General features: G+C 69.0%; 18 protein-coding genes and 3 tRNA genes. 9 read left to right on the forward strand and 12 right to left on the reverse strand.

Features of this window, described 5'->3' with window-relative positions; translation table 11 throughout:
- Window positions 1-173 precede the first annotated feature (173 nt).
- The 4 genes from AB0C25_RS28310 to AB0C25_RS28325 all read right to left on the reverse strand — a co-directional run bounded on the left by AB0C25_RS28310 (window position 174) and on the right by AB0C25_RS28325 (window position 3,213).
- Complete coding sequence (locus tag AB0C25_RS28310) at window positions 174-794, reverse strand: hypothetical protein (RefSeq protein ID WP_357309901.1); 621 nt, start codon at window positions 792-794, stop codon at window positions 174-176.
- Complete coding sequence (locus AB0C25_RS28315; protein ID WP_357309899.1) at window positions 791-1,906, reverse strand: hypothetical protein; 1,116 nt, start codon at window positions 1,904-1,906, stop codon at window positions 791-793. Before AB0C25_RS28315 ends, AB0C25_RS28310 begins: the two co-directional genes overlap by 4 nt.
- 143 nt (window positions 1,907-2,049) lie before the next feature.
- Window positions 2,050-2,805 (reverse strand): ATP-binding cassette domain-containing protein, encoded by a 756-nt coding sequence (locus AB0C25_RS28320; RefSeq protein WP_357309897.1) that lies wholly within the window; start codon window positions 2,803-2,805, stop codon window positions 2,050-2,052.
- A 24-nt stretch (window positions 2,806-2,829) separates the two neighbouring features.
- Window positions 2,830-3,213, reverse strand: a complete 384-nt coding sequence (locus AB0C25_RS28325; RefSeq protein ID WP_357309895.1) for a hypothetical protein — start codon at window positions 3,211-3,213, stop codon at window positions 2,830-2,832.
- A 203-nt stretch (window positions 3,214-3,416) separates the two neighbouring features.
- Here AB0C25_RS28325 and AB0C25_RS28330 point away from each other — a divergent pair, with 203 nt between their 5' ends.
- From AB0C25_RS28330 to AB0C25_RS28340, 3 genes are all read left to right on the forward strand, one after another.
- Window positions 3,417-3,674: a helix-turn-helix domain-containing protein gene (locus AB0C25_RS28330; RefSeq protein ID WP_357309893.1), complete on the forward strand. Its 258-nt coding sequence runs from the start codon at window positions 3,417-3,419 to the stop codon at window positions 3,672-3,674.
- Entirely contained in the window at window positions 3,667-4,359 is a 693-nt protein-coding gene (locus AB0C25_RS28335; protein WP_357309890.1) for an IS30 family transposase, read from the forward strand. The genes AB0C25_RS28330 and AB0C25_RS28335 overlap by 8 nt, the downstream gene beginning before the upstream one ends.
- Before the next feature lie 286 nt (window positions 4,360-4,645).
- On the forward strand, window positions 4,646-5,077 hold the full coding sequence (locus AB0C25_RS28340; RefSeq protein ID WP_357377156.1) for a tetratricopeptide repeat protein: 432 nt from the start codon (window positions 4,646-4,648) through the stop codon (window positions 5,075-5,077).
- 47 nt (window positions 5,078-5,124) lie between these two features.
- Here the strand turns inward: AB0C25_RS28340 and AB0C25_RS28345 are convergent, their stop codons facing one another.
- From AB0C25_RS28345 to AB0C25_RS28355, 3 genes are all read right to left on the reverse strand, one after another.
- A complete protein-coding gene (locus AB0C25_RS28345; protein WP_357309883.1) occupies window positions 5,125-5,760 on the reverse strand; it encodes an HNH endonuclease family protein in 636 nt (211 codons plus the stop codon).
- Between the two features lie 681 nt (window positions 5,761-6,441).
- Window positions 6,442-6,514, reverse strand: a tRNA-Arg gene (locus tag AB0C25_RS28350).
- A gap of 35 nt (window positions 6,515-6,549) precedes the next feature.
- Window positions 6,550-6,640 (reverse strand) — tRNA-Ser (locus AB0C25_RS28355).
- Between the two features lie 263 nt (window positions 6,641-6,903).
- Between AB0C25_RS28355 and AB0C25_RS28360 the strand changes: the two genes are divergently transcribed.
- Window positions 6,904-8,484 (forward strand): hypothetical protein, encoded by a 1,581-nt coding sequence (locus AB0C25_RS28360; protein ID WP_357377157.1) that lies wholly within the window; start codon window positions 6,904-6,906, stop codon window positions 8,482-8,484.
- A 4-nt stretch (window positions 8,485-8,488) separates the two neighbouring features.
- On the opposite strand, the gene AB0C25_RS28365 is transcribed toward AB0C25_RS28360, so the two are convergent.
- Complete coding sequence (locus AB0C25_RS28365; protein ID WP_357377158.1) at window positions 8,489-9,259, reverse strand: CPBP family intramembrane glutamic endopeptidase; 771 nt, start codon at window positions 9,257-9,259, stop codon at window positions 8,489-8,491.
- A gap of 145 nt (window positions 9,260-9,404) precedes the next feature.
- Here AB0C25_RS28365 and AB0C25_RS28370 point away from each other — a divergent pair, with 145 nt between their 5' ends.
- On the forward strand, window positions 9,405-10,520 hold the full coding sequence (locus AB0C25_RS28370) for a globin domain-containing protein (RefSeq protein WP_357377159.1): 1,116 nt from the start codon (window positions 9,405-9,407) through the stop codon (window positions 10,518-10,520).
- Between the two features lie 69 nt (window positions 10,521-10,589).
- Here AB0C25_RS28370 and AB0C25_RS28375 read toward each other — a convergent pair whose 3' ends face one another.
- Window positions 10,590-12,119: a peptide deformylase gene (locus AB0C25_RS28375; RefSeq protein ID WP_357377160.1), complete on the reverse strand. Its 1,530-nt coding sequence runs from the start codon at window positions 12,117-12,119 to the stop codon at window positions 10,590-10,592.
- 326 nt (window positions 12,120-12,445) lie between these two features.
- Between AB0C25_RS28375 and AB0C25_RS28380 the strand changes: the two genes are divergently transcribed.
- Complete coding sequence (locus tag AB0C25_RS28380; protein ID WP_357377161.1) at window positions 12,446-13,222, forward strand: hypothetical protein; 777 nt, start codon at window positions 12,446-12,448, stop codon at window positions 13,220-13,222.
- Window positions 13,223-13,247: 25 nt separating this feature from the next.
- Here AB0C25_RS28380 and AB0C25_RS28385 read toward each other — a convergent pair whose 3' ends face one another.
- Window positions 13,248-15,083 carry a hypothetical protein gene (locus AB0C25_RS28385; RefSeq protein WP_357377162.1) on the reverse strand — a complete coding sequence of 612 codons (1,836 nt, stop codon included), beginning with the start codon at window positions 15,081-15,083 and terminating at the stop codon, window positions 13,248-13,250.
- Window positions 15,084-15,295: 212 nt separating this feature from the next.
- Between AB0C25_RS28385 and AB0C25_RS28390 the strand changes: the two genes are divergently transcribed.
- Window positions 15,296-16,006, forward strand: a complete 711-nt coding sequence (locus AB0C25_RS28390) for a class I SAM-dependent methyltransferase (RefSeq protein WP_357377163.1) — start codon at window positions 15,296-15,298, stop codon at window positions 16,004-16,006.
- Between the two features lie 335 nt (window positions 16,007-16,341).
- Here AB0C25_RS28390 and AB0C25_RS28395 read toward each other — a convergent pair whose 3' ends face one another.
- Window positions 16,342-16,884, reverse strand: coding sequence for a YbhB/YbcL family Raf kinase inhibitor-like protein (locus AB0C25_RS28395; protein ID WP_357377164.1), 543 nt, complete (start codon window positions 16,882-16,884; stop codon window positions 16,342-16,344).
- A 136-nt stretch (window positions 16,885-17,020) separates the two neighbouring features.
- Between AB0C25_RS28395 and AB0C25_RS28400 the strand changes: the two genes are divergently transcribed.
- Both AB0C25_RS28400 and AB0C25_RS28405 read left to right on the forward strand, forming a co-directional pair.
- On the forward strand, window positions 17,021-17,173 hold the full coding sequence (locus AB0C25_RS28400) for a hypothetical protein (protein ID WP_357377165.1): 153 nt from the start codon (window positions 17,021-17,023) through the stop codon (window positions 17,171-17,173).
- Window positions 17,174-17,225: 52 nt separating this feature from the next.
- Window positions 17,226-18,059, forward strand: coding sequence for a low temperature requirement protein A (locus AB0C25_RS28405; protein WP_357377166.1), 834 nt, complete (start codon window positions 17,226-17,228; stop codon window positions 18,057-18,059).
- A gap of 90 nt (window positions 18,060-18,149) precedes the next feature.
- On the opposite strand, the gene AB0C25_RS28410 is transcribed toward AB0C25_RS28405, so the two are convergent.
- Window positions 18,150-18,239: transfer RNA gene (locus tag AB0C25_RS28410), tRNA-Ser, on the reverse strand.
- Window positions 18,240-18,361 lie beyond the last annotated feature (122 nt).

Genomic DNA, 18,361 nt, shown 5'->3' on the forward strand with positions numbered 1-18,361 from the left:
GCTGCCACTGAGCGTCGGTCAGGTCGTGCCGCCTCGTCACCGCTAAGGTGGCCACGAGGTCTCCGGTATGAAGTTCTTGCTTGGTCGCAGAACCAGATACCGGAGACCTCTTCAGTTGTCGATCACCGCCACGCCGGGACCTTCATCGGCCACCACGACTTCTGAAACACGCCTTAGTCGGGTTCGGTGCGTGCCGCTCGTAGCGCGTGGGCGCGCCGACGGGTAGGGCTGGCGAACGCGGCGACGCCGGCGAGTAGGAACGCGATGCTGATGGCCCAGGACGTCGGCTCACTGTCGTGGCGGGCTAGCCAGTCCAGCGGGGGAAGGTCGGTGCCGGTGCCGGCGGCGACCAGCCCGGTGGTGAACAGGGTGGTGGGTATCGTCCAGCCCATGCTGAGGCGGAAGGCGGCGGCTCCAAGGAGGGAGTAGCCGAGCAGGCCGAGGTAGTTGCGTATTGCGCCGGGCTCGGTGATGGTGCCAGTAAGTGGCTGTGCTGCCCATGCGACCAGTCCGGTGCTGATCAGGACGGCCACGGTGAGGTAGAGCAGGTCGTAGAGGTCGATGCGGTGGACGGCGAGGCGCTCATCCAGGGGCAGTGCCGACCATGCCGCGGCGGTGGTGAGGTAGGCGGTGATCGCGGGCAGGACCGCCGCCCACGGTAGCGGGATCGGCTGGGTGGCGCCGATGAACAGGTACTGGCCTCCGAGTTCGCGGGAGGCAACCGCGACAGCGATGAGGGCCAGCAGCAGCGGTGCCACTCGTCGGGACTTCAGTAGTAGGCGGGGGCCGATCACGTGAATGACTGTGGGGTCAGGGAGCAGGTTCGCACGGCGTCGGCGTGGTCGGTGAGCCACTGATGCTGACTTGTCAGAGGCAGGTTGAAGAAACTGACCTTGGCCTGCTGGTGTCCGGGGTCGCGTGGTAGGAACAGCTTCTCGTCGGCGACGGCCCAGGCGACGAGGATCTGGGCCATAGCGTGAGCGGTTCTGTCACGTTGAGGGCCATGGCCACAGGAGTCGACGCCGAGAGCGGCGATGGCGATGTCGAGGCTTGCCCGGTCGTAGTGATCGGTGGTGGGTGTGTCGAGGGCGTACGCGATCGCGCCGGGCGTGGGCTGGCCGCCCACGCCTCGGGGCCGCTGCTCGACCCGGCTGATGGCAAACGGCGTGGAGGCCAAACGTTGGCTGATCGCCTGCGCCCGCTGACTGATCGGGGTGAGGCTGGTGGCGAAGGCAGGGTGGATACACACCTGGGGTGAGTTGCCCGAGCAGGACCATACGATGTGCCGGTTCACGTCGACGTAGCGGCCATTCTCGCCGATCACTATCGCTGCACCGCTGGCGGCCAGGGCCAGAGACGCTCCGATCGCCGGGATCACCACCCGAGCGGGGGAATGCACCTTCACGGCGACTAGCGCCAGGGCTAGAAGCCCCAGGCCGGTGAACCACAGCAACTGTCCCTGCATGGTCGGGGTGTGCGGTGTGCTGAATGGCAGGATCAGCTCGATAGTGAATGGAAACAACGCAAACCAGGTGCCGTACTGCCCTAGGTTCCAGGTCGCGGCCAGGTAGGTGAGCAGCGCAACGATGAACGGGGTGAACCGCCCTGGCAACAGCACGCCGACGCCATAGGCGACCGAGACGGTGGCTGCGAACCCGACCCCGGCCGAGATCAGCCACCACCAAAGGGGGCCGCCCCACGTGGCGACTGTGGCCGTGGGCAGCAGCGTCACCGCTGCGACTAGGGCGTACGCCACACCGGCACAGGCCACCAGCACGCCGGCCTCGACCAGAGGTGCCTGCGCAGGATTTCGTCCCGCCAACAGCCAGGCATGGCGTGCGCCGCGTCGCTGTGATCGGCCTCCCGCCCACGCGGCCGTGCCCACCGCCAGCGGGGCCATCAGCATAGGAGCGCTCGTTACCGCACCGGTGGCGTACGACCAGACCGTGTCTGTGTCCAACTGGGCGCGGGACATGAATACGCCGACCCCTACCAAGACAGGCAGGGTCCACAAGCCCGGCCCTCGGCGCAGCTCGATGCGGAGCGGGGTCACGCGGGCACCACTGGCTGTCGCAGCGCGGTGAGGTAGCCGCGCTCCAGATCACTATCCCCATCCACCCCCGGCTGGGCGAGGTCCTCCAGCCCGGCGACCGTCCCGGTGTACACCACCGCACCCTCGTTGAGAAGGATGATGGTATCCGCGACGTGCCGGGCATCGTCCACCACGTGCGTGCTGACCAGCACGGTGGCCGAGCCGGCGACCTTTCGCAGGACGCGCCGCAGCTCGATGCGCTGCTCGGGATCCAAGCCGGCCGCTGGCTCATCGAGAATGACCAGATCAGGCTCGTGCACGAGTGCCTGCGCGACACCGGCCCGGCGCAGCAACCCGCCGGACAGGCTACCCATCCGTGACTCGGCTCGGCCGGACAGGCTCATCACCCGCAGAGCCCGATCCACCTTCAGACTGATGTCTCGCTCCGGTACACCTTTGAGCCATGCGGCGTAGGAGACGGACTCCCGAACCGTGTAACCGGGATAGTGAGACACGACCTGCGGCAGGAAACCGATCCGCGCCGCGACAGCCCGAAGACCGCCGCGGCGCAGCACATCTCGGCCGAGAACGTGAAGGCTCCCCGCCTCGGGGCGCTTGAGGCCCACGATGGTGTGTAGCAGCGTTGTCTTCCCAGCGCCATTCGGCCCTAACAGAACCGTCACGCCAGCTGGGACGACGACATCGAGGCCGCGGAAAACACTCCGCTTCCCGTACTGCTGCGTCAATCCGTGTCCCATGATCGGATCGCCCATCGCGGTCTCCCGATTTGCGTCAGGTCAGCAGGTAGTTATCGTGATTTTTCCGGTGTCTTCGTAGGTGGGGTTGGACGTGAAGAATGATCGTCCATAGTATTTCGCGGACCTCCCACCGTCACAGCTATAGGTCTCAGCAAAGTACTGCGTGCCCGTCCAGTAGTCGTCGTAGCTCGAGACTACAGGGTCGGGCAGAGCGCTGACATCCCTCTTGATCTCGACACGGAAGGTGCGGGTCACGGCCGTGCCGCATGTGGCATCGTTCCACGCGTTCATGTAGCCAGAGCTGTGAGAAAACTCCGGGTTGCCCTGACTGCAACCTGTCGGGTTCGCCCATGCCGGACTTCCGACCGCGAGAGGGGACAGTCCCAGGACGACCGCAATCACGGCCGCCGTCGATCGTCTCATGCCATTCTCCGATCTCGTTGACGAAGCAACACACGCGTGGCGCTAACGATGACTAGTCGAGCTCACTCAATCATCCACAGTCGTGACCGTCAATATCGGAAAACATTTTTCCTGCCGTTCATACGCAGCGGGGAACGAGTTCAGCCAAGTCGTAGCGTTTGATCTTGATGGTTCGGTGGGACAGGATTCCCGCCGTGCGCTAAATGTTGAGCTTGGCTGATCGTGAAAAGAAATCCCGTGGCTTGGCTGAGGGCCTGCGATACAAGGAGATCGCCCGGCTGATCGACCGGAACCCGTCGGTGGTCTACCGGGATGTGGCCCGCCATGGTGGTCGTGCGCAGTACCGGGCCGTGACCGCCGACGAGTCGGCCGAGGCCGGCCGGCGACGCCCGAAGGCAAACGCGGTCGACCGGTCGCCACGGCTGGGGGCGGTGGTCAAGGAGCTACTCATGGGTGGCTGACCGCCCGCGTCGATCGCCGGCCGGTTGCCGCGACTACCGCGACGATCAGGCTGTACGGGTGTCTCACGAAGCGATCTACCAGTGGATCTACGCTCAGCCGGTGTCCACCCTGGCTCGGGAGCTGATTCAGCTGCGCACCGCCCCGCCCGGCCGCCGCTCGGGCCCGCGCCCTGCCCAGGCGCCTCGGATCCGGGAGCCTCGCTACCTCGACGAACGTCCCGCTGAGGTCGAGGGCCGGCAGGTGCCGGGCCACTGGGAGGGCGACCTCGTGATCGGCAAGGGCGGCAAGTCCGCGGTCGCGACGCTGGTCGAGCGGACCTCACGGATGCTGATCCTGGTCCCGCTGTCCGGCCGCGACGCGTTGACCGTGGGCGACGCGGTGGTCGCCGCCGCCGGGACGCTGCCGCCGCAGATCGCCCGCTCGCTGACCTGGAACTGCGGCTCACAGATGGCCGGCCACGCCCGGATCAACGCAGCCGGGCTGCCGGCGTACTTCGCCCGCCCGCACTCGCCGTGGCAGTGCGGCAGCAACGCGCGAACCACATCCTGCGCGAACACTTCCCGAAAGGCGTCCCGATCACGTCCGATCCGAAATATTTGGCGATGGTCGCTTCCGAGATCAACGACCGACCCCGTAAGATCCACAAGTGGAAGAAGCCCTCCGACGAATTCGCCGAAATCGTAGAGGCAAATGCTTCGATTGCTGCCGATCACCGTCCTGGGTGATGATCACCTGGTGGGTGCCTGTGACGTCTTCCTCTTGGCTGGTTGAGAAGCCGTCGTATCGGCTGAACCAGGCGCCCGAGTAGTCGTATCTTTCACTCATGCAATGCTTCCCCTTGGGCGCGTACCCGTTTGGAGGCTGCCAGCGCCTGAAATAGTTCCTCGAACTCGTCCGGGCGCAGCTGAGTCAAGTCGAAGCGCACTGTCTGCTCCCGGGCGTTGGCAGTCCACGCCGGCGATGCTTTGTCGTGAACGAGCTGCATGCGACCCTAACGTGCACCGATACGAGTCATCGTGGGTGGCGCGCTGAGGAACTGATAGCCGATCATCCGGTATCCACACTCTCTGTAGGTCACCACGCTGAAACGACCAACAGCGAGAAGGGTTTGCTGGTGATTGACAGATCACAGGGACGGCCTGGCTCACGCAGCGCTGGTCGGTTAGTGGGGTTGGCCGGGGCGGCGCTCCTGGTGGCCGGCCCCAAACACCCCGACGCCCTGAGCACCCGCCAAAACCAGGCAACCGTCCTGTTTCAACAGGGTCGTTACGACGAGGCAGCCGGCGAGTTTCAATCGGTGTTGGCCACTAAAGTCGAGGTACTCGGCCCCAATCACCGCGACACCCTGCGCACCCGCCGCAGCCTGGCCGCCGTGCTCCCCGTCCAGGACAGCAGCAGGTGACCCGGCCCGTCTGCGTCGACGTGGCTGCCGGCCGGTGGTCGCGCTGGTTAGGAGGCGCAGGTATTCAGCATGCTCTGCAGCGCGGACTTCTCCGCGGCCTGCAAATTGAGGCTCCAGCTGTACTTCACGGTGATCCATATTTTGCTGTAGGTGCACCGGTACGAGGACAGGGGCGGCTGCCAGGTAGAGGGGTCCTGGTCGCCCTTGGCCTGGTTGACGTTGTCCGTCACCGCGATCAGCTGCGGGCGGGTGAGGTCGTTGGCGAAGCTCTGCCGGCGGCTGGTGGTCCAGGAGTTGGCGCCGGAGCGCCACGCCTCGGCCAGGGGCACGACGTGGTCGATGTCGACGTCGGAGGCCGCCGTCCAGGTCGCCCCGTCATACGGGCTGTACCAGCGGCCCGAGGTGGCAGCGCAGGAGCTGTCGACGACGACGGAGGTGCCGTCGCGCTTGAGGACCTGCTCGCGGGTGTTGCAGCTACCGCTGACCGTGATCCAGTGCGGGAACAGGTCCCGGGAGTAGCCGCTGGTCGAGCCTTGTGACGCCACGGTCAGGGCGTTGAGCTGCGACTGCGCCGTCGCCTTCGACGGGATCCCGGGAGGCGTGGCGGAGGCCGGCTGTGCGGTCACGGCTGCCAGGCAGGTCCCCGCGAGGGCGGCGACCGCGAGGACGGCGACGCGGTGCATGACACGGGGGAGGAAAGTGCTACAGGACGCGATCGGCATGAGCGGCGACCTTTCGTCATCGGATGGACGGCAACCATCCCTGACGATCATGTCAATCGACAGTCATGCGCGTAAAGGATGCCAGACAGGTCATTGACCATCCGGCATCTCCTCGCGCCCGCACTCCTCAGGACCCATGACAGTCCTATCCAACGTTCTGCTCGCCCGTGTCGCTGTCGGTAGCGGCTGGTCATCGCTGGTCAGTGTTCGTCGGCCCCGACGGCCCAACCAGCCCGGGCCGAACCTTCGAGGCGTCACCGCCGAGCGCGTCATTGGGTGGCCGCAGGGCCTCTCAGAACTCCAGGGTTATGTCCGGTTGACTTGTCAGCACCCAGACAGAACTACCCGCAACACTCACGGTGCGCGAAATGTGCGGTGCGGCGATTTTGCGACGAGGCGAACAAGCTGATGCAAACCGCCGCCGACACATAGGCCGCACAACTACTCACGTCGATGGCGATCGTGATCCACTCCGCCGCCGCCGCCCGGGATCAGACCGGACGCCAAGGGAGCCACGTGGACGCAGCGGGACGGAGGGGATGCTCGTCGGACGAGCAGCCACCGAGCAGCCAAGCCTCCACAAGGGACAGTAAGCAAGAGAGCCGGACCCACGTTTCCGCAGGTCAGGCTCTCTTGATCTTGTGCGCCCGAAGGGACTCGAACCCCTAACCTTCTGATCCGTAGTCAGATGCTCTATCCATTGAGCTACGGGCGCTCGTGCTCAGCCAGTCTACACAACCAGCTTTCGCGCGGAGACTCCGGGATTCGAACCCGGGAGGGGCTTTAAGACCCCAACCGCATTAGCAGTGCGGCGCCATAGACCAGACTAGGCGAAGTCTCCCCGGTGATCCGCAGACCACCGCGCCCGAGGATACAGGTCGCCACCCGCCGGGAGCAAAACGACTTCCGGGGTACGCCGACCAGGGCCACCTCGCCTCCGTGTTTCAGCGGTGTGCGGCGGCGTGATCGGGACTACGCTCCATCGATATGCAGGAGCAGCCGCCCAGCGAGCCGACCCGTCGAGAGCCTGCTGAAAGAGCGCGCCGGCGCTCCCCGCGGCCCACCTTCACACCGCCGACCGCCGCTGAGCAGCCCGGAGAGACGGTGCCACCGCCGGCAGCCGCGCCGGTCAACCCGCGTCCTCGGCAGGCCAAGGCCGCCCCGGCGGTGCTCTTCCAGCCTCCGGAACCGGACCGCCCCCTGCCTCGGCAGCCGCTCCGCTCGTCCCCCGCACCGAGCGCACCGCCCGAGGACGCAGCACCCACCACCGACCCGGCCGGCCCACCCGCGAAGGCTCGGCGCGCCGCGGACCAAGCCACCCATTCCGCGAAGGCCCGGCCCAACCCGGACCAAGCCGACCCACCCGACAAAGCGGCACCCGCCGCCGACCAAGCCAGTCCACCCGCTTTAGCCGCACCCGCCGCCGACCAGGCCGGCCAACCGGGGAAGCCCACCGCGGACCAGACCGGCCAACCCGAGCCCGTGCCCGCCGCGAACCTGACCGGCCAACCCGAGCCCGCAGCGGCCGCTGACCAGGCCAACCCACCCGCAGGCGGCCGGCAATCACCCGCCGCGGCGTCGGTGCGCACGCCGACGGCTCGCGCCACCCCCCGTAAGACCAACGCCCGCAAGGCCACGAAACCGACCGCCACGGCCCCGGCCGTACCCGCCGCGGCCACCACGACCGACAGCCCGACCAGCCAGGCGCCAACCCCGGCCACGACGACCGCACCGCCCGAGAAGGCCACCCCGGCCAGCACGACGACCGCGCCGACCAAGAAAGCCACCCCGGCCAGCACGACGACCGCGCCAACCAGGAAAGCCGCCCCGGCCAGCAGGACGGCCGCGTCGCCCAGGAAAGCCACGCCCAGTAAGGCGGCCACCCCGACCACCCAACCCGCCACCCCCGCCAGACGAGCCGCCTCTCCGGCCAAGCGGGCGGCGACCCCACCCGAGAGCGCCCCACCCCAGAGCGCCCCACCCACCGAGGCCACCCCGGCATCGCAGCCCACGGCGACCCCGGCGCTGGTCGGTGACCTGGTGCCGGCCCTGGGGCGTACCCCGGAGTCGGAGCTGCGGGCGGTCGCCGCGCGCGTACTCGATCACCCGGGCTTCGCGCCGGAGCTGTTGGCGCTGGCCGCGGTACGGTCTCTCGGACCCGGCGCGGGCGAGTGGGCCGCGCGGCTGCGGGACAGGTATCCGGACGCTCCGGCGGACGGCCTGGCCCGGCTGGTGACCCGGCGGTACGTGCGGGCGGCGGGCGCGGGTGGGGCAACCGCGGCGCTTGCTGGTTTCTTCGCGCCGCTCGCCGAGCTGGCCTCGGTGCTGTGGACGCAGGCGAACCTGGTGTTGCACCTGGCGGCGGTGTACGGCAAGGATCCGGCGCATCCCGACCGGGCCGTCGAGCTGCTGGTGCTGACTCAGGTACACCCGGACGAGGCGAGCGCGCGGGAGGCCCTGACTGCCGCGCAGTCGACGGGCGACCCGGTCGAGGGGGCCTGGCCACGGGCGGCGGAGGCGGCCTGGCGGCTGGCCGCGCCGCTCACCGCGCAGGCCGGCGGTTGGGTGGCGTTGCGGCTGGTGGCTCGGCTGCTGCCCGGGGCGGCGGTGCTGGCGGCGGCGCTGGGGGACGCGGCGGCGGCCGATCGGCTCGCCGCACGGGCGGTGGCCGTCTACCGGCGCTGACCCGTCAGAGCCAGTCGAACCACTCCCGGGGCAGCGACGCGTAGCCCACGAAGGCGACCACGTCGAGCAGGGTGTGGGCGATGATCAGCGGCAGCACCCGCCGGGTACGCAGGTAGAAGAGGCTGAAGATCACGCCCATCACCGCGTTGCCGACGAACGCGCCGAAGCCCTGGTAGAGGTGGTACGAGCCGCGGAGCAGCGCACTGGCCGCGATGATCGCGGCGAGCCGCCACTGGAGCTGGCGCAGCCGGGTGACCAGGTAGCCGACCACGATCACCTCTTCCAGCACGGCGTTCTGCACGGCGGCGAGGATCAGCACGGGGATCGCCCACCAGACCGGCGGCAGCGCGGCCGGCACCAGCGTGGCGTTGAGGCCGAGCTGGGCCGCGACGAAGAACAGGGCAAGTCCGGGCAGGCCGATCAGCGCGGCCAGACCGGCGCCGCGGGCCAGGTCCTGGCCGGGCCGCCGGGCGTCGACGCCGAGGGCCCGCGCCGGGTCGCCGGGGTCGCGGCTGAGCAGGTGTACGGCGAGCAGCACCGGCAGCAGCGCGAACACGATGCCGAGCAACTGGTAGGTGAGGTCCAGCCACGGCCGGGCCGATGCCGAGGTGTTCAGTGAGGCGGTCTGTTTCGAGAGCGGACCCTCGGCGGTCAGCTTGGCGATGATCGAGACCACCGCGTAGACCGCCGACTGGCCGAGGGACAGGCCGAGGACCAGCAACGTTTCGGTGCCCAGCAGGCGGCGGGACACCGGTCGGGTCAGCTCAACTGTCACCGCACCACTCTGCCCGACGGGCGGCACCGGTGGCACGGCCGACCGGTCAGCATGAGCCGATCGCACATTCTGTGCGACCAGTGGACACTCTCCGTGGAGATTCTATGGGCGCCCGATCCGCTGTCGACTGGAGGAGGAGCGCCCCGTGGACAACCTCGCACGGTTGCTGAAGGAGAGCTGGACCTTGGTCGAGGACGATCGGGCCCGACTGACCGAGCACTTCTACGCCCGGGTGTTCCTGCTCGACCCCGCCCTGCGGCACCTCTTCCCGGTGCAGATGACCGGCCAGGGCGACCGGCTGCTGGAAGCGATCATCAGGGCGATCCACACGGTCGACGACCCGGAGAGTTTCGCCGAGTTCCTCCGGGGGTTGGGTCGCGACCACCGGAAGTACCACGTCGACGAGAGGCACTACGCGACGATGGGCACCGCGTTGCTGGACGCACTGCGCCGGATCGCCGGCGACGGCTGGAACCTGGAGTACGACCAGGCGTGGCGGGAGGCGTACGAGGCGGTCACCGCCCTGATGGTCGCCGGGGCGGCGGATGACGACGGCCCGCCGTTCTGGCACGCCGAGGTGCTGACCCACGAGCGCTACGGTCCGGACACCGCCGTGTTGACCTGCCAGGCGTTACAGCACCCACTGCGTTGGCAGGCTGGGCAGTACGTCAGCCTGGAGGTGCCGCGCCACCACCCCCGGGAGTGGCGGAACTACTCGGTGGCGAACGCCCCCAACGACGACAGCGTGCTGGAGTTCCACGTGCGGTCGCCGGGAGCCGGTTGGGTGTCCGGTGCGTTGGTGCGTCGGGTGCGGCCGGGCGACCTGCTCCGCCTGGCGGCGCCGATGGGGTCGATGACCCTGGACCGCACCTCGGAGCGGGACATCCTCTGTGTGGCCGGCGGTGTCGGCCTGGCGCCGATCAAGGCGCTCGTGGAGGATCTCGCCACCTTCAACCGCACCCGGTGGGTGCACGTCTTCTACGGCGCCCAGCAGGCAGCGGACCTGTACGGCCTGGCCGGGTTGCAGGAGTTGGTCGCCGTACACCCGTGGTTGTCGGTGACCGCGGCGTGCAGCGACGACCCGGACTTCGACGGTGAGCTGGGCGACATCCCGGAGGTGGTGGCCCGGTACGGCCCGTGGACCGCGCACGACTGCTACGTCTCCGGCTCGGCCCGGATGGTCCGGTCCACGCTGCGGGTGCTCGCCGCGGACGAGGTGCCGCCGCCGCGCATCCGCTACGACACCTTCGGTGACCTCTAGACGTTCCTCCCCCCACACCGGGGCGCGTGCCCCTGCCCCCTGGGGCACGCGCCCCGGTCCCCTCGCCTGTCAGTAGCGCCAGGGGTGCCCGGTCTCGCGGTATTCCTCGACCGGCACCAGCGGCACGCCCGGTGCCATCCGGTCGACGTAGAGCCGGCCCTCCAGGTGGTCGATCTCGTGGGCCACCAGCCGGGCCATGCCGAACTCGAACGAGGTGATGATCCGGCTGCCGTCCCACTGGGCGTGTTCCACGTCCAGGCGCAGCGGCCGGGACACCAGACCTCGGTGATCGAAGAAGGACAGGCAGCCCTCGTACTGCTCGTCGGTCTCCGGGTCGGCGTCGACCACCCGGGGGTTGAGCAGTACGACCGGCTCCGCCGACCGGTCGGGGGGCCGCACCACGGCAGCCGCGCGGCCGATGCCGAACTGCGGCGCGGCGACGCCCACCCCCTTGCTGAACGGGTGCAGCTCGTCGAGCCGGGCCAGGGCCATGGTGAGCCGGTCGACCACATCCCGGGCGACGTGTTCCTCGCCGGGCAGGTCGAACGGGCGGGCGCGTTGCCGGAGCAGGTCGTCCCCGCGTTGCACGATGCCGAGGCCGCGCATCCGGTCGCTGGGTCGGACCCGGGTGCCACCGGGGCCGATGTCCGGTTCGGTGTCCGGGCGGGCGCGGAACCGCCACTGCATCCGGTAGCGCGCGTTCAGCGGGGGGTCGTCGGTCTGCCAGTCGTAGATCACCCGGTCGCCCTCGTCGTGGCGTTGCGGCGCCGTCCGCAGCGGGCCCTCCTCCGCGCTGAGCGAGGTCTCCACGCCCCAGACCTGCGGGTCGAGCGCCACGGGCAGGTCCAGGCGTACGGCGAGCTGCCGGGTGGGCAGTCGGACGGCTCGTTGGAACCAGGGACCCCACTTCTCGTGCCCGACGCTGTAGGCGTACTCGATGGTGGCCCGGTCGCCCGGGTAGAGGGGGAAACGTCGCTCCCCGTTCTCGAAGAGCAGCCAGATCTCCTTGAACGCGTCCCGATCGTGCTTGGCTCGCCAGTGCATCGGCTCCGGGTCGCCGCCGCCGTCGTCTCGGCGGGCCTGTAGTTGCAGCTCGGCGAAGGTGAGCGGGTGTTCCCGATGGTGCCGGTTGGAGCGGCCGGGGTCGTTCGGGAAGCGGTCGACGGCGACCCGGACCAGGTAGCGGGTGACCGGCTCGGTACCGGCGTTGTACAGCTCACGGTGGATGACGCAGCGGTAGCCGTCGTCGGTGTGGGTGAGGGTGGCCAGCTCCCGTTCCACGACCAGGCCGGTGCCGGGTGGCAGCCACTGGCCGGGCAGGTGCGACTCGCGGTGCGGCTGACCTGCCCGGGCGTGCCGCAGGTCGTCGTACTCCCGGAAGCGCTGCCAGATCGCGCCGCTGGCCTCCAGGACGGCCTCCGCGCGGCGGGCGAAGTCCTCGGTCGGGCGGTGCCGACGCCCCTCGACGTGGCTCACGTAGGACGGGTCGAACCCCATCAGGACGGCCAGTTGCTTCTTGGACAGCCCGCGCCCGGTCCGTTGCCTGGCGAGTTCGGCCGCGAAGGAGTCGGCAGCCCGTTCGAGGGGTGAGGTCGTCATCGGCTTCCTCGTGGCCGGGGCTATAAGTTTCACGTTCCGTACGCGAGCACACACGCAACTGGCATCTTTTCGACACTCTGCTTGACAATCCACCGATGGTCATCGATCGTGCGGCGGTGTTTCCCAGCACTGACTCCGGGTAGTACGCGAAGCGCTACTCCCGTCGAATACGGATTGACCTGGGCGTCTGGGATGTGACCAAGGTGAGGCTTCCCTTACGGTCAGGGGCTTGGTTAGGCTAGCCTTAGCTCAGGACGGCACTGGTTCGTCCGCCGGGGCGCACTCCTCGGTCACACAGACAGGGGACGACTCAGGTGACAGCGGTGATGCCACGGCGAGAGGTCTCCACCACGCCGCTCGCCCCCGTCACCGCGGCGCTCCGGGCCATGTTCGGCACCGACGACGTTCCCGGGCTCGCCCGGGGCCTCGTCGTCGACGACGAGTTCGGCTGGGCGCCCGCCACCACCCTGATCGACGGCAGTCGGCTGCCGGAGTTGCTGCGCGGCGCCGCCGTCCGCTGGGGTGGCACCCCGCACGCGTGTGCGGCGCTGGCCTGGAAGTCGTACAGCTACTGGACGGCGCTGCCGGTCGTGCTCGGTTGGGCCTCCGCCCGCCGGGTGCCGCTCGTCGATCCGGCCGACGTGCTGATCCACTTCGAGGACCACCGGCAGCTGCTCACCATGGGTCTACGTCGTGGGACCACCGTCGCGGTGCTGCCGAACGACCCGTTGGCTCTCGCCGGCCTGCCGGAGGTGCGGGTCGTCGCCGACGAGACGGAGCTGCTGGCCGCGCTGCGCGCGGCACTGCTCGACGCGCACCTCGCACCGCTCATCACGGCGATCCAGTCGGAGGTCCGGGTGGGCACCCGGACGCTGCTCGGCTCGGTCGCCTCCGGCATCGCCCACGGCATCCTGCGGGCCGCCGACGGGCTGCCCGGCTCGACGGTGCAGAGCATCGACACGCTGCTCGGCGCGCTCGACCTGGCCGACCTGATCGAGCTGGTGCCGGGGCCGACCGGCGAGCCGAGCGTGCAGCGGCGCACCTGCTGCCTCGCGTTCACCCTGCCCCGCCCCAAGGTCTGCCAGGGCTGCTGCGTCCGCTAGGCCGGAGCTGGGCCGCACTGCTCAATCAGTCGGTCAGCGACCGGACGTCCCACACCCACACGTCCCCGGTACGGACCGGCTGGATCCCGGTCAGCTCGGTCATCCCCCGACGCAGCGCGGTCTCGTGCTCGTGCGGCCCGAGGATGACCACCCCGGCCCGCCAGAAGCGCAGATCGTCGACCGCTCGGACCCGTGCCTGCGGGGTGATCGGCGGCACCGCCCCGGTACGCCTGATGGTGGCGAAGAAGCTGCTGGTGGGGCGGGGCGTGGCACCGAACAACGCGACGCGCGGCGGGTCGGCGCTCGGGCGGGTGTCCGGACCGAGGAAGTAGCCACGGGCCAGGGGCATGTCCAGCCGGGTCTCCGCAGCCCATCGCAGCGGCTCCGCGTAGGTGCTGTCCGGCAGCGGCAGGGTCACCACGCTGCGCCCACCTGTCACGTACGGACGCCAGGCCCCACTTGTCACGAACGTGGGAACCGGGTCGAGGTGGGTCACGGGTAGCGGAGTGGGGACGATCGGCAACAGCGCCATGGTGAGCACGGTTGCGGTGACGAAACGGACCTGCCCCCTGGCGGCCGGGTGCGAGCCGGCCAGCTCGCGGGCACGTTCGGCGCCGTAGGCGAGGAGCAGCCCGATGATCGGGGTGATCGCCAACGCCCACCGGGTCGGCACCACCGAGTGCAGGATGGGCAGGTTCTCCAGCGCCGCCCAGGGTCCCGGCACCCCCGTACCCCGGTTGTCGAAGCGGACCTCCCGACCCAGCGAGAGCACCGCGAAGAGCAGCCCGAGCGCGGCGAGCGCGAGCACCACGACCGAGCGCCGCAACCACCAGACCAGGGCGATCACCAACACCAGCAACGCCCAGCCGAAGAAGCTGTTCTCCTCGGTCGGGTTCTTGGCCAGACCGGCGGCGGTGCGCGGGCTGCCGGCGAGCGCCTCCCGGGAGTACGCGACGAACGACGCCAGGTCGCTGGAGTAGCCGCGGATCAGCCGGGACAGCCCGGAGTACGCGTCCGGTCCGAAGAACTGCACGTACAGGGGGTACGCCAGCAGCAGCGCGGCGAGGCCGGCCGCGACGGCGAGGCCGGCGAGGAAGGACCGGGTACGCGAGCGTAGTTCGGCACGACCGAGGGCGAGTACGCCGATGACCAGGCCCAGCCCGATCGCGGTCATCAGCAGGATCTCCAGGTTGAGGAAGGCCTGCCAGACGATCACGAGCGCGAGGAGGATCCCGTTGCGGAGCCAGCGGCCCGGTTCGCCGAGTCGCAGGGTCCGCCAGATGATCAACGGGACGACGAACTGGGACACGATGTTCGGGTGCCCGTTGGCGTGCGACACCATGGCCGGCGCGAACGCGCAGAAGCCACCACCCAGCCACGCCGGCCCGCGGCTGCCGATCAGGACCCGGGAGAGCAGGAAATACCAGGCGGTGGCGGTGGCAATCATGCCGACGGCGAGAAAGACCAGGAATGCCACTCTCGGCCCCAGCAGCAGGGTGACAGGCGTCAGTGGGAGCGAAACGGATAAGACGGACGTATTGGCCATCAGATTCACGCCGTCCGGGACGTTCATCTGATTGGAATGGAACGGATACGCAAAGTGCGTGACGACTCGCGCACCGTGGGCCATCATCCATTCGAACTGCGACTGATCGGACTGGTTGTCCCGTACGCCACTGCCGGGGTCCAACCAGAGCCGGGCGGTCACCCACAGGCCGAGAACCACGAAGCTCAGTACGGCGACCAGATCCGTCCACTTCCCCCTGCGGGGAGGCCGAGCGCGACCCGGCTCCCCCTGCACCGACGGCGCGACAGTCGGACCGTCGCTGTCGCTGGGCGCGTCCGGCTCAGGAGTAGTCATGACAATTCTCAGAGTAGTCAGGGCATGGCGCTGCCGTGACATGTTTCGGGGTACTGCCGTACTATGTGCCGGGTTCGCCGACCGCCGATCACGAACCCACCCCCGACCATAATTCGGCCACCCCCGATGCCCCGATTCTTCTGCCGTCCCAGCGGATGATTCACTCTGTCGGTCCAGGCACGGGTCGAGTTCATATCGTGAGGAATCGACGCATGGCAGAAATCACTGGGGATCAGCGCGTTCAGTCCGAGGTGTTGGAAGGCCTGGCGACCGCTGTCAACCACCGTCGCTGGTTCATCGAGCTGGCCCTGCCGTACCTCGGCGACGACCCGATCGAGATCGGCAGCGGCCTCGGTGACTACGCGCTGGAGTGGTCCGAGCTGCTGCCCCGGTTCACCGCGACCGAGGCCGACCCGGACCGGCTGGTGCAGCTCAAGGAGCGCCTCGCCGACCGGCCGAACATCGACGTCCGGCAGATGCTGCTGCCCCACAACGACCGGGGCGACTACAGCGCCGCGGTCTCGTACAACGTCCTGGAGCACATCGAGGACCACGTGGGCGCGCTGAGCAGCATGCGCGACCTGGTCCGACCCGGCGGCGCCGTGATCATCATCGTGCCGGCGTTCCAGTTCGCGATGGGCCCGGCCGACGTCGCCACCGGGCACGTCCGCCGCTACACGAAGAAGACGCTCGGTGCGGCGATGACCGAGGCCGGGCTGACCATCGAGAAGATGCACTACGCCAACGCGCTGGGGCTGATCGGCTACTTCATGGCCACCAAGGTCTTCCGGCTGATGCCGAAGGAGGGCCCGATGGTCAAGGTGTACGACACGCTCGTCCTGCCCGCCACCAAGGCCGCCGAGCAGCTCGTCCGCCCTCCGTTCGGCCAGTCGGTCTTCGCGGTGGCCCGCGTCCCCTCCTGACCCGCCCACCCCCGTCGCGTCGGGGCAGACGGGGCACCTCATGCGGCAGCCCGCCTGGCGTGTGCGCGACGCCCCGTCGGAGCGGTGCCACTCCGGTGAGCGGTATACCTCTGGGGTATGAATATGACTCCTTGGTATACGGCTCACCAGCAACACGCCCAGCCCAGGAGGCACCAAGGCCGCCACACCCCGGCGGGCGGGTCGAGGAGCAGCAGCGACACCTGACGCGACGTGCCGCTCACCCGTCCTCCCGCGATCTTGCACCTCGGTCACCCTCACATCCCGTGCGGCGGAAATGTCGGGTTAGAGAAGTGCAAGATCACGGGGGCGGAGGGTTACTCCTTGATCTGGTACGTCGGGCGGATCACCGCTCTTGCCAGGGTGTGGAACGTGAGGTTGAAGCCGACGTAGGCGGGGCTGGCGTCCGGGGTCAGGTCCAGCCGGTCGACGTCCACGGCGTGCACCGCGAAGACGTACCGGTGCGGGCGGTCGCCGGCCGGCGGGGCCGCACCGCCGTAACCCTGCTCGCCGTAGTCGTTGCGGACCGAGAACGCCCCACCGAGGTCGGTGCCGGCCGCGCCACCGGCGCCGCTGGGCAACTGCGTGACCTCGACCGGCACGTTCACGAGCACCCAGTGCCAGAAACCGCTGCCGGTCGGTGCGTCGGGGTCGTAGCAGGTCACCGCGAAACTCTTCGTCTCGGCCGGGAAATCCGACCAGGCGAGCTGCGGCGAGACGTTGTCACCCCCGGTGCTGCCATGCGCGTGCCGGGCATCCATCGGCTCACCGTTCTGCACGTCGTCACTTGTCAGCGTGAACGAAGGCAGGGTCGGCAGCAGCTCGTACGGGTCCGGGGCGATCGGTCGTTCCAGGGTCATCAGAACGCGTCCTTCCGGTGTGCGGAGATATCAGCCCCTTCTTACCCCGTTCCAGGGCCGCCAACGACCGGTTGGGGCACTGTCGGGACCACCCGCGCGGATACGATCATCGCCGCAACGTCCACGGGGGAACTTCTTGAGCATCTGGCGTGACTTCCTGGTCGCCGTCGTCACCGCGCTCCGCAAGCCGGACGAGCAGTCACTTGCCCGGGAACGCCGACGCGCGGTCGAACGACTGGCCGAAGAGACCATCCGCGAGGATCGACGGGCCGCAGACCCGCCGGAGTGACCGGGGTGCCGGGTGCCGGACTCACCACCGGGCAACCGGTGAAGATGACCCGATGGGGTGGATCGTCCGGTCGCGGCCGGTAGTCACGTCGGAGACACACCGCCCGACGCTGTTCGAGGTCTTCTTCGACCTGGTGCTGGTCTTTGGCCTCATCCGGGTCACCACGTTCATGAGTGAGCGGCCCTCGTCGGTGGCCCTGGCGCAGGGACTGCCCGTCCTCGTGCTGCTGTGGAACTCCTGGTTGGTCTACGCCTGGCTGGGCAACTACGTCCGGCTCGACGTCGGGCTGATCCGGGGCGGCATCGCCGTGGCGATGGCAGCCGTCTTCCTCATCGGGCTGGTGCTCCCCGAAGTCTGGGAAACCGGCCCGGGTACAGGGACACCCCGGCTGATCCTGGTACTGGCGTACGTCGTGGTGCGGTCGACCCAGTTCGCCCTCTTCTACTGGGTGTCGGTGGACGACCCCCGGCGACTCAGAACCGTTCGGCTCTACGCCCTCACCACCGCGCTGTCCGGGATTCCGCTCGTCCTCGGTGCGGTATTCGGCGGCACCGCGCAGATCCTGCTCTGGGCGGCGGCGCTCATCATCGACATGGGCGGTGGTGTGCTCGCCCTGCTGCTGGGCGGGTGGCCGGTACGTAGCCCCGGCCACTTCGCGGAGCGGCACGGCCTGGTGGTGATCATCGCTCTCGGAGAGTCCCTGATCTCGGTCGGCGCCGGGGTCGGAACCCGGATGGTCCACTGGCCGACCCTGGCGGCGGCGCTGCTCACCCTGACCGTCACGGGTTGCCTGTACTGGCTGTACTCCCCAAGCGCGGCGAGCGCCGGGAACGCACTGACGACGGATTCCGGGCTGCGTGGACCAGGCGATCCGCGACGTAGATGATCCACTCGGGTTCAGTGGCGTCGGGGCATCCCTGAGCATGGGACACCCCGACATCCTGAAACCCGAGTGGATCACGCTCGGCGTCCGGGTTGGCGGAGGGTGTGGGATTCGAACCCACGAAGACATCGCTGCCTTACCGGTTTTCAAGACCAGCGCCATCGGCCACTAGGCGAACCCTCCTGGGCCGCCACCCGCGGGCGTACGGCCACGCACAGTCTGCCACGGCTCCCGCCGGACGGCCCGGCGTCCCTCCCCGAACGCGGCGACCAGCCCGTCCGGGCCGTCCACTGTGGCCTTGCGGT

Source organism: Micromonospora sp. NPDC048839, from assembly GCF_040649915.1.
GTDB lineage: Bacteria > Actinomycetota > Actinomycetes > Mycobacteriales > Micromonosporaceae > Micromonospora.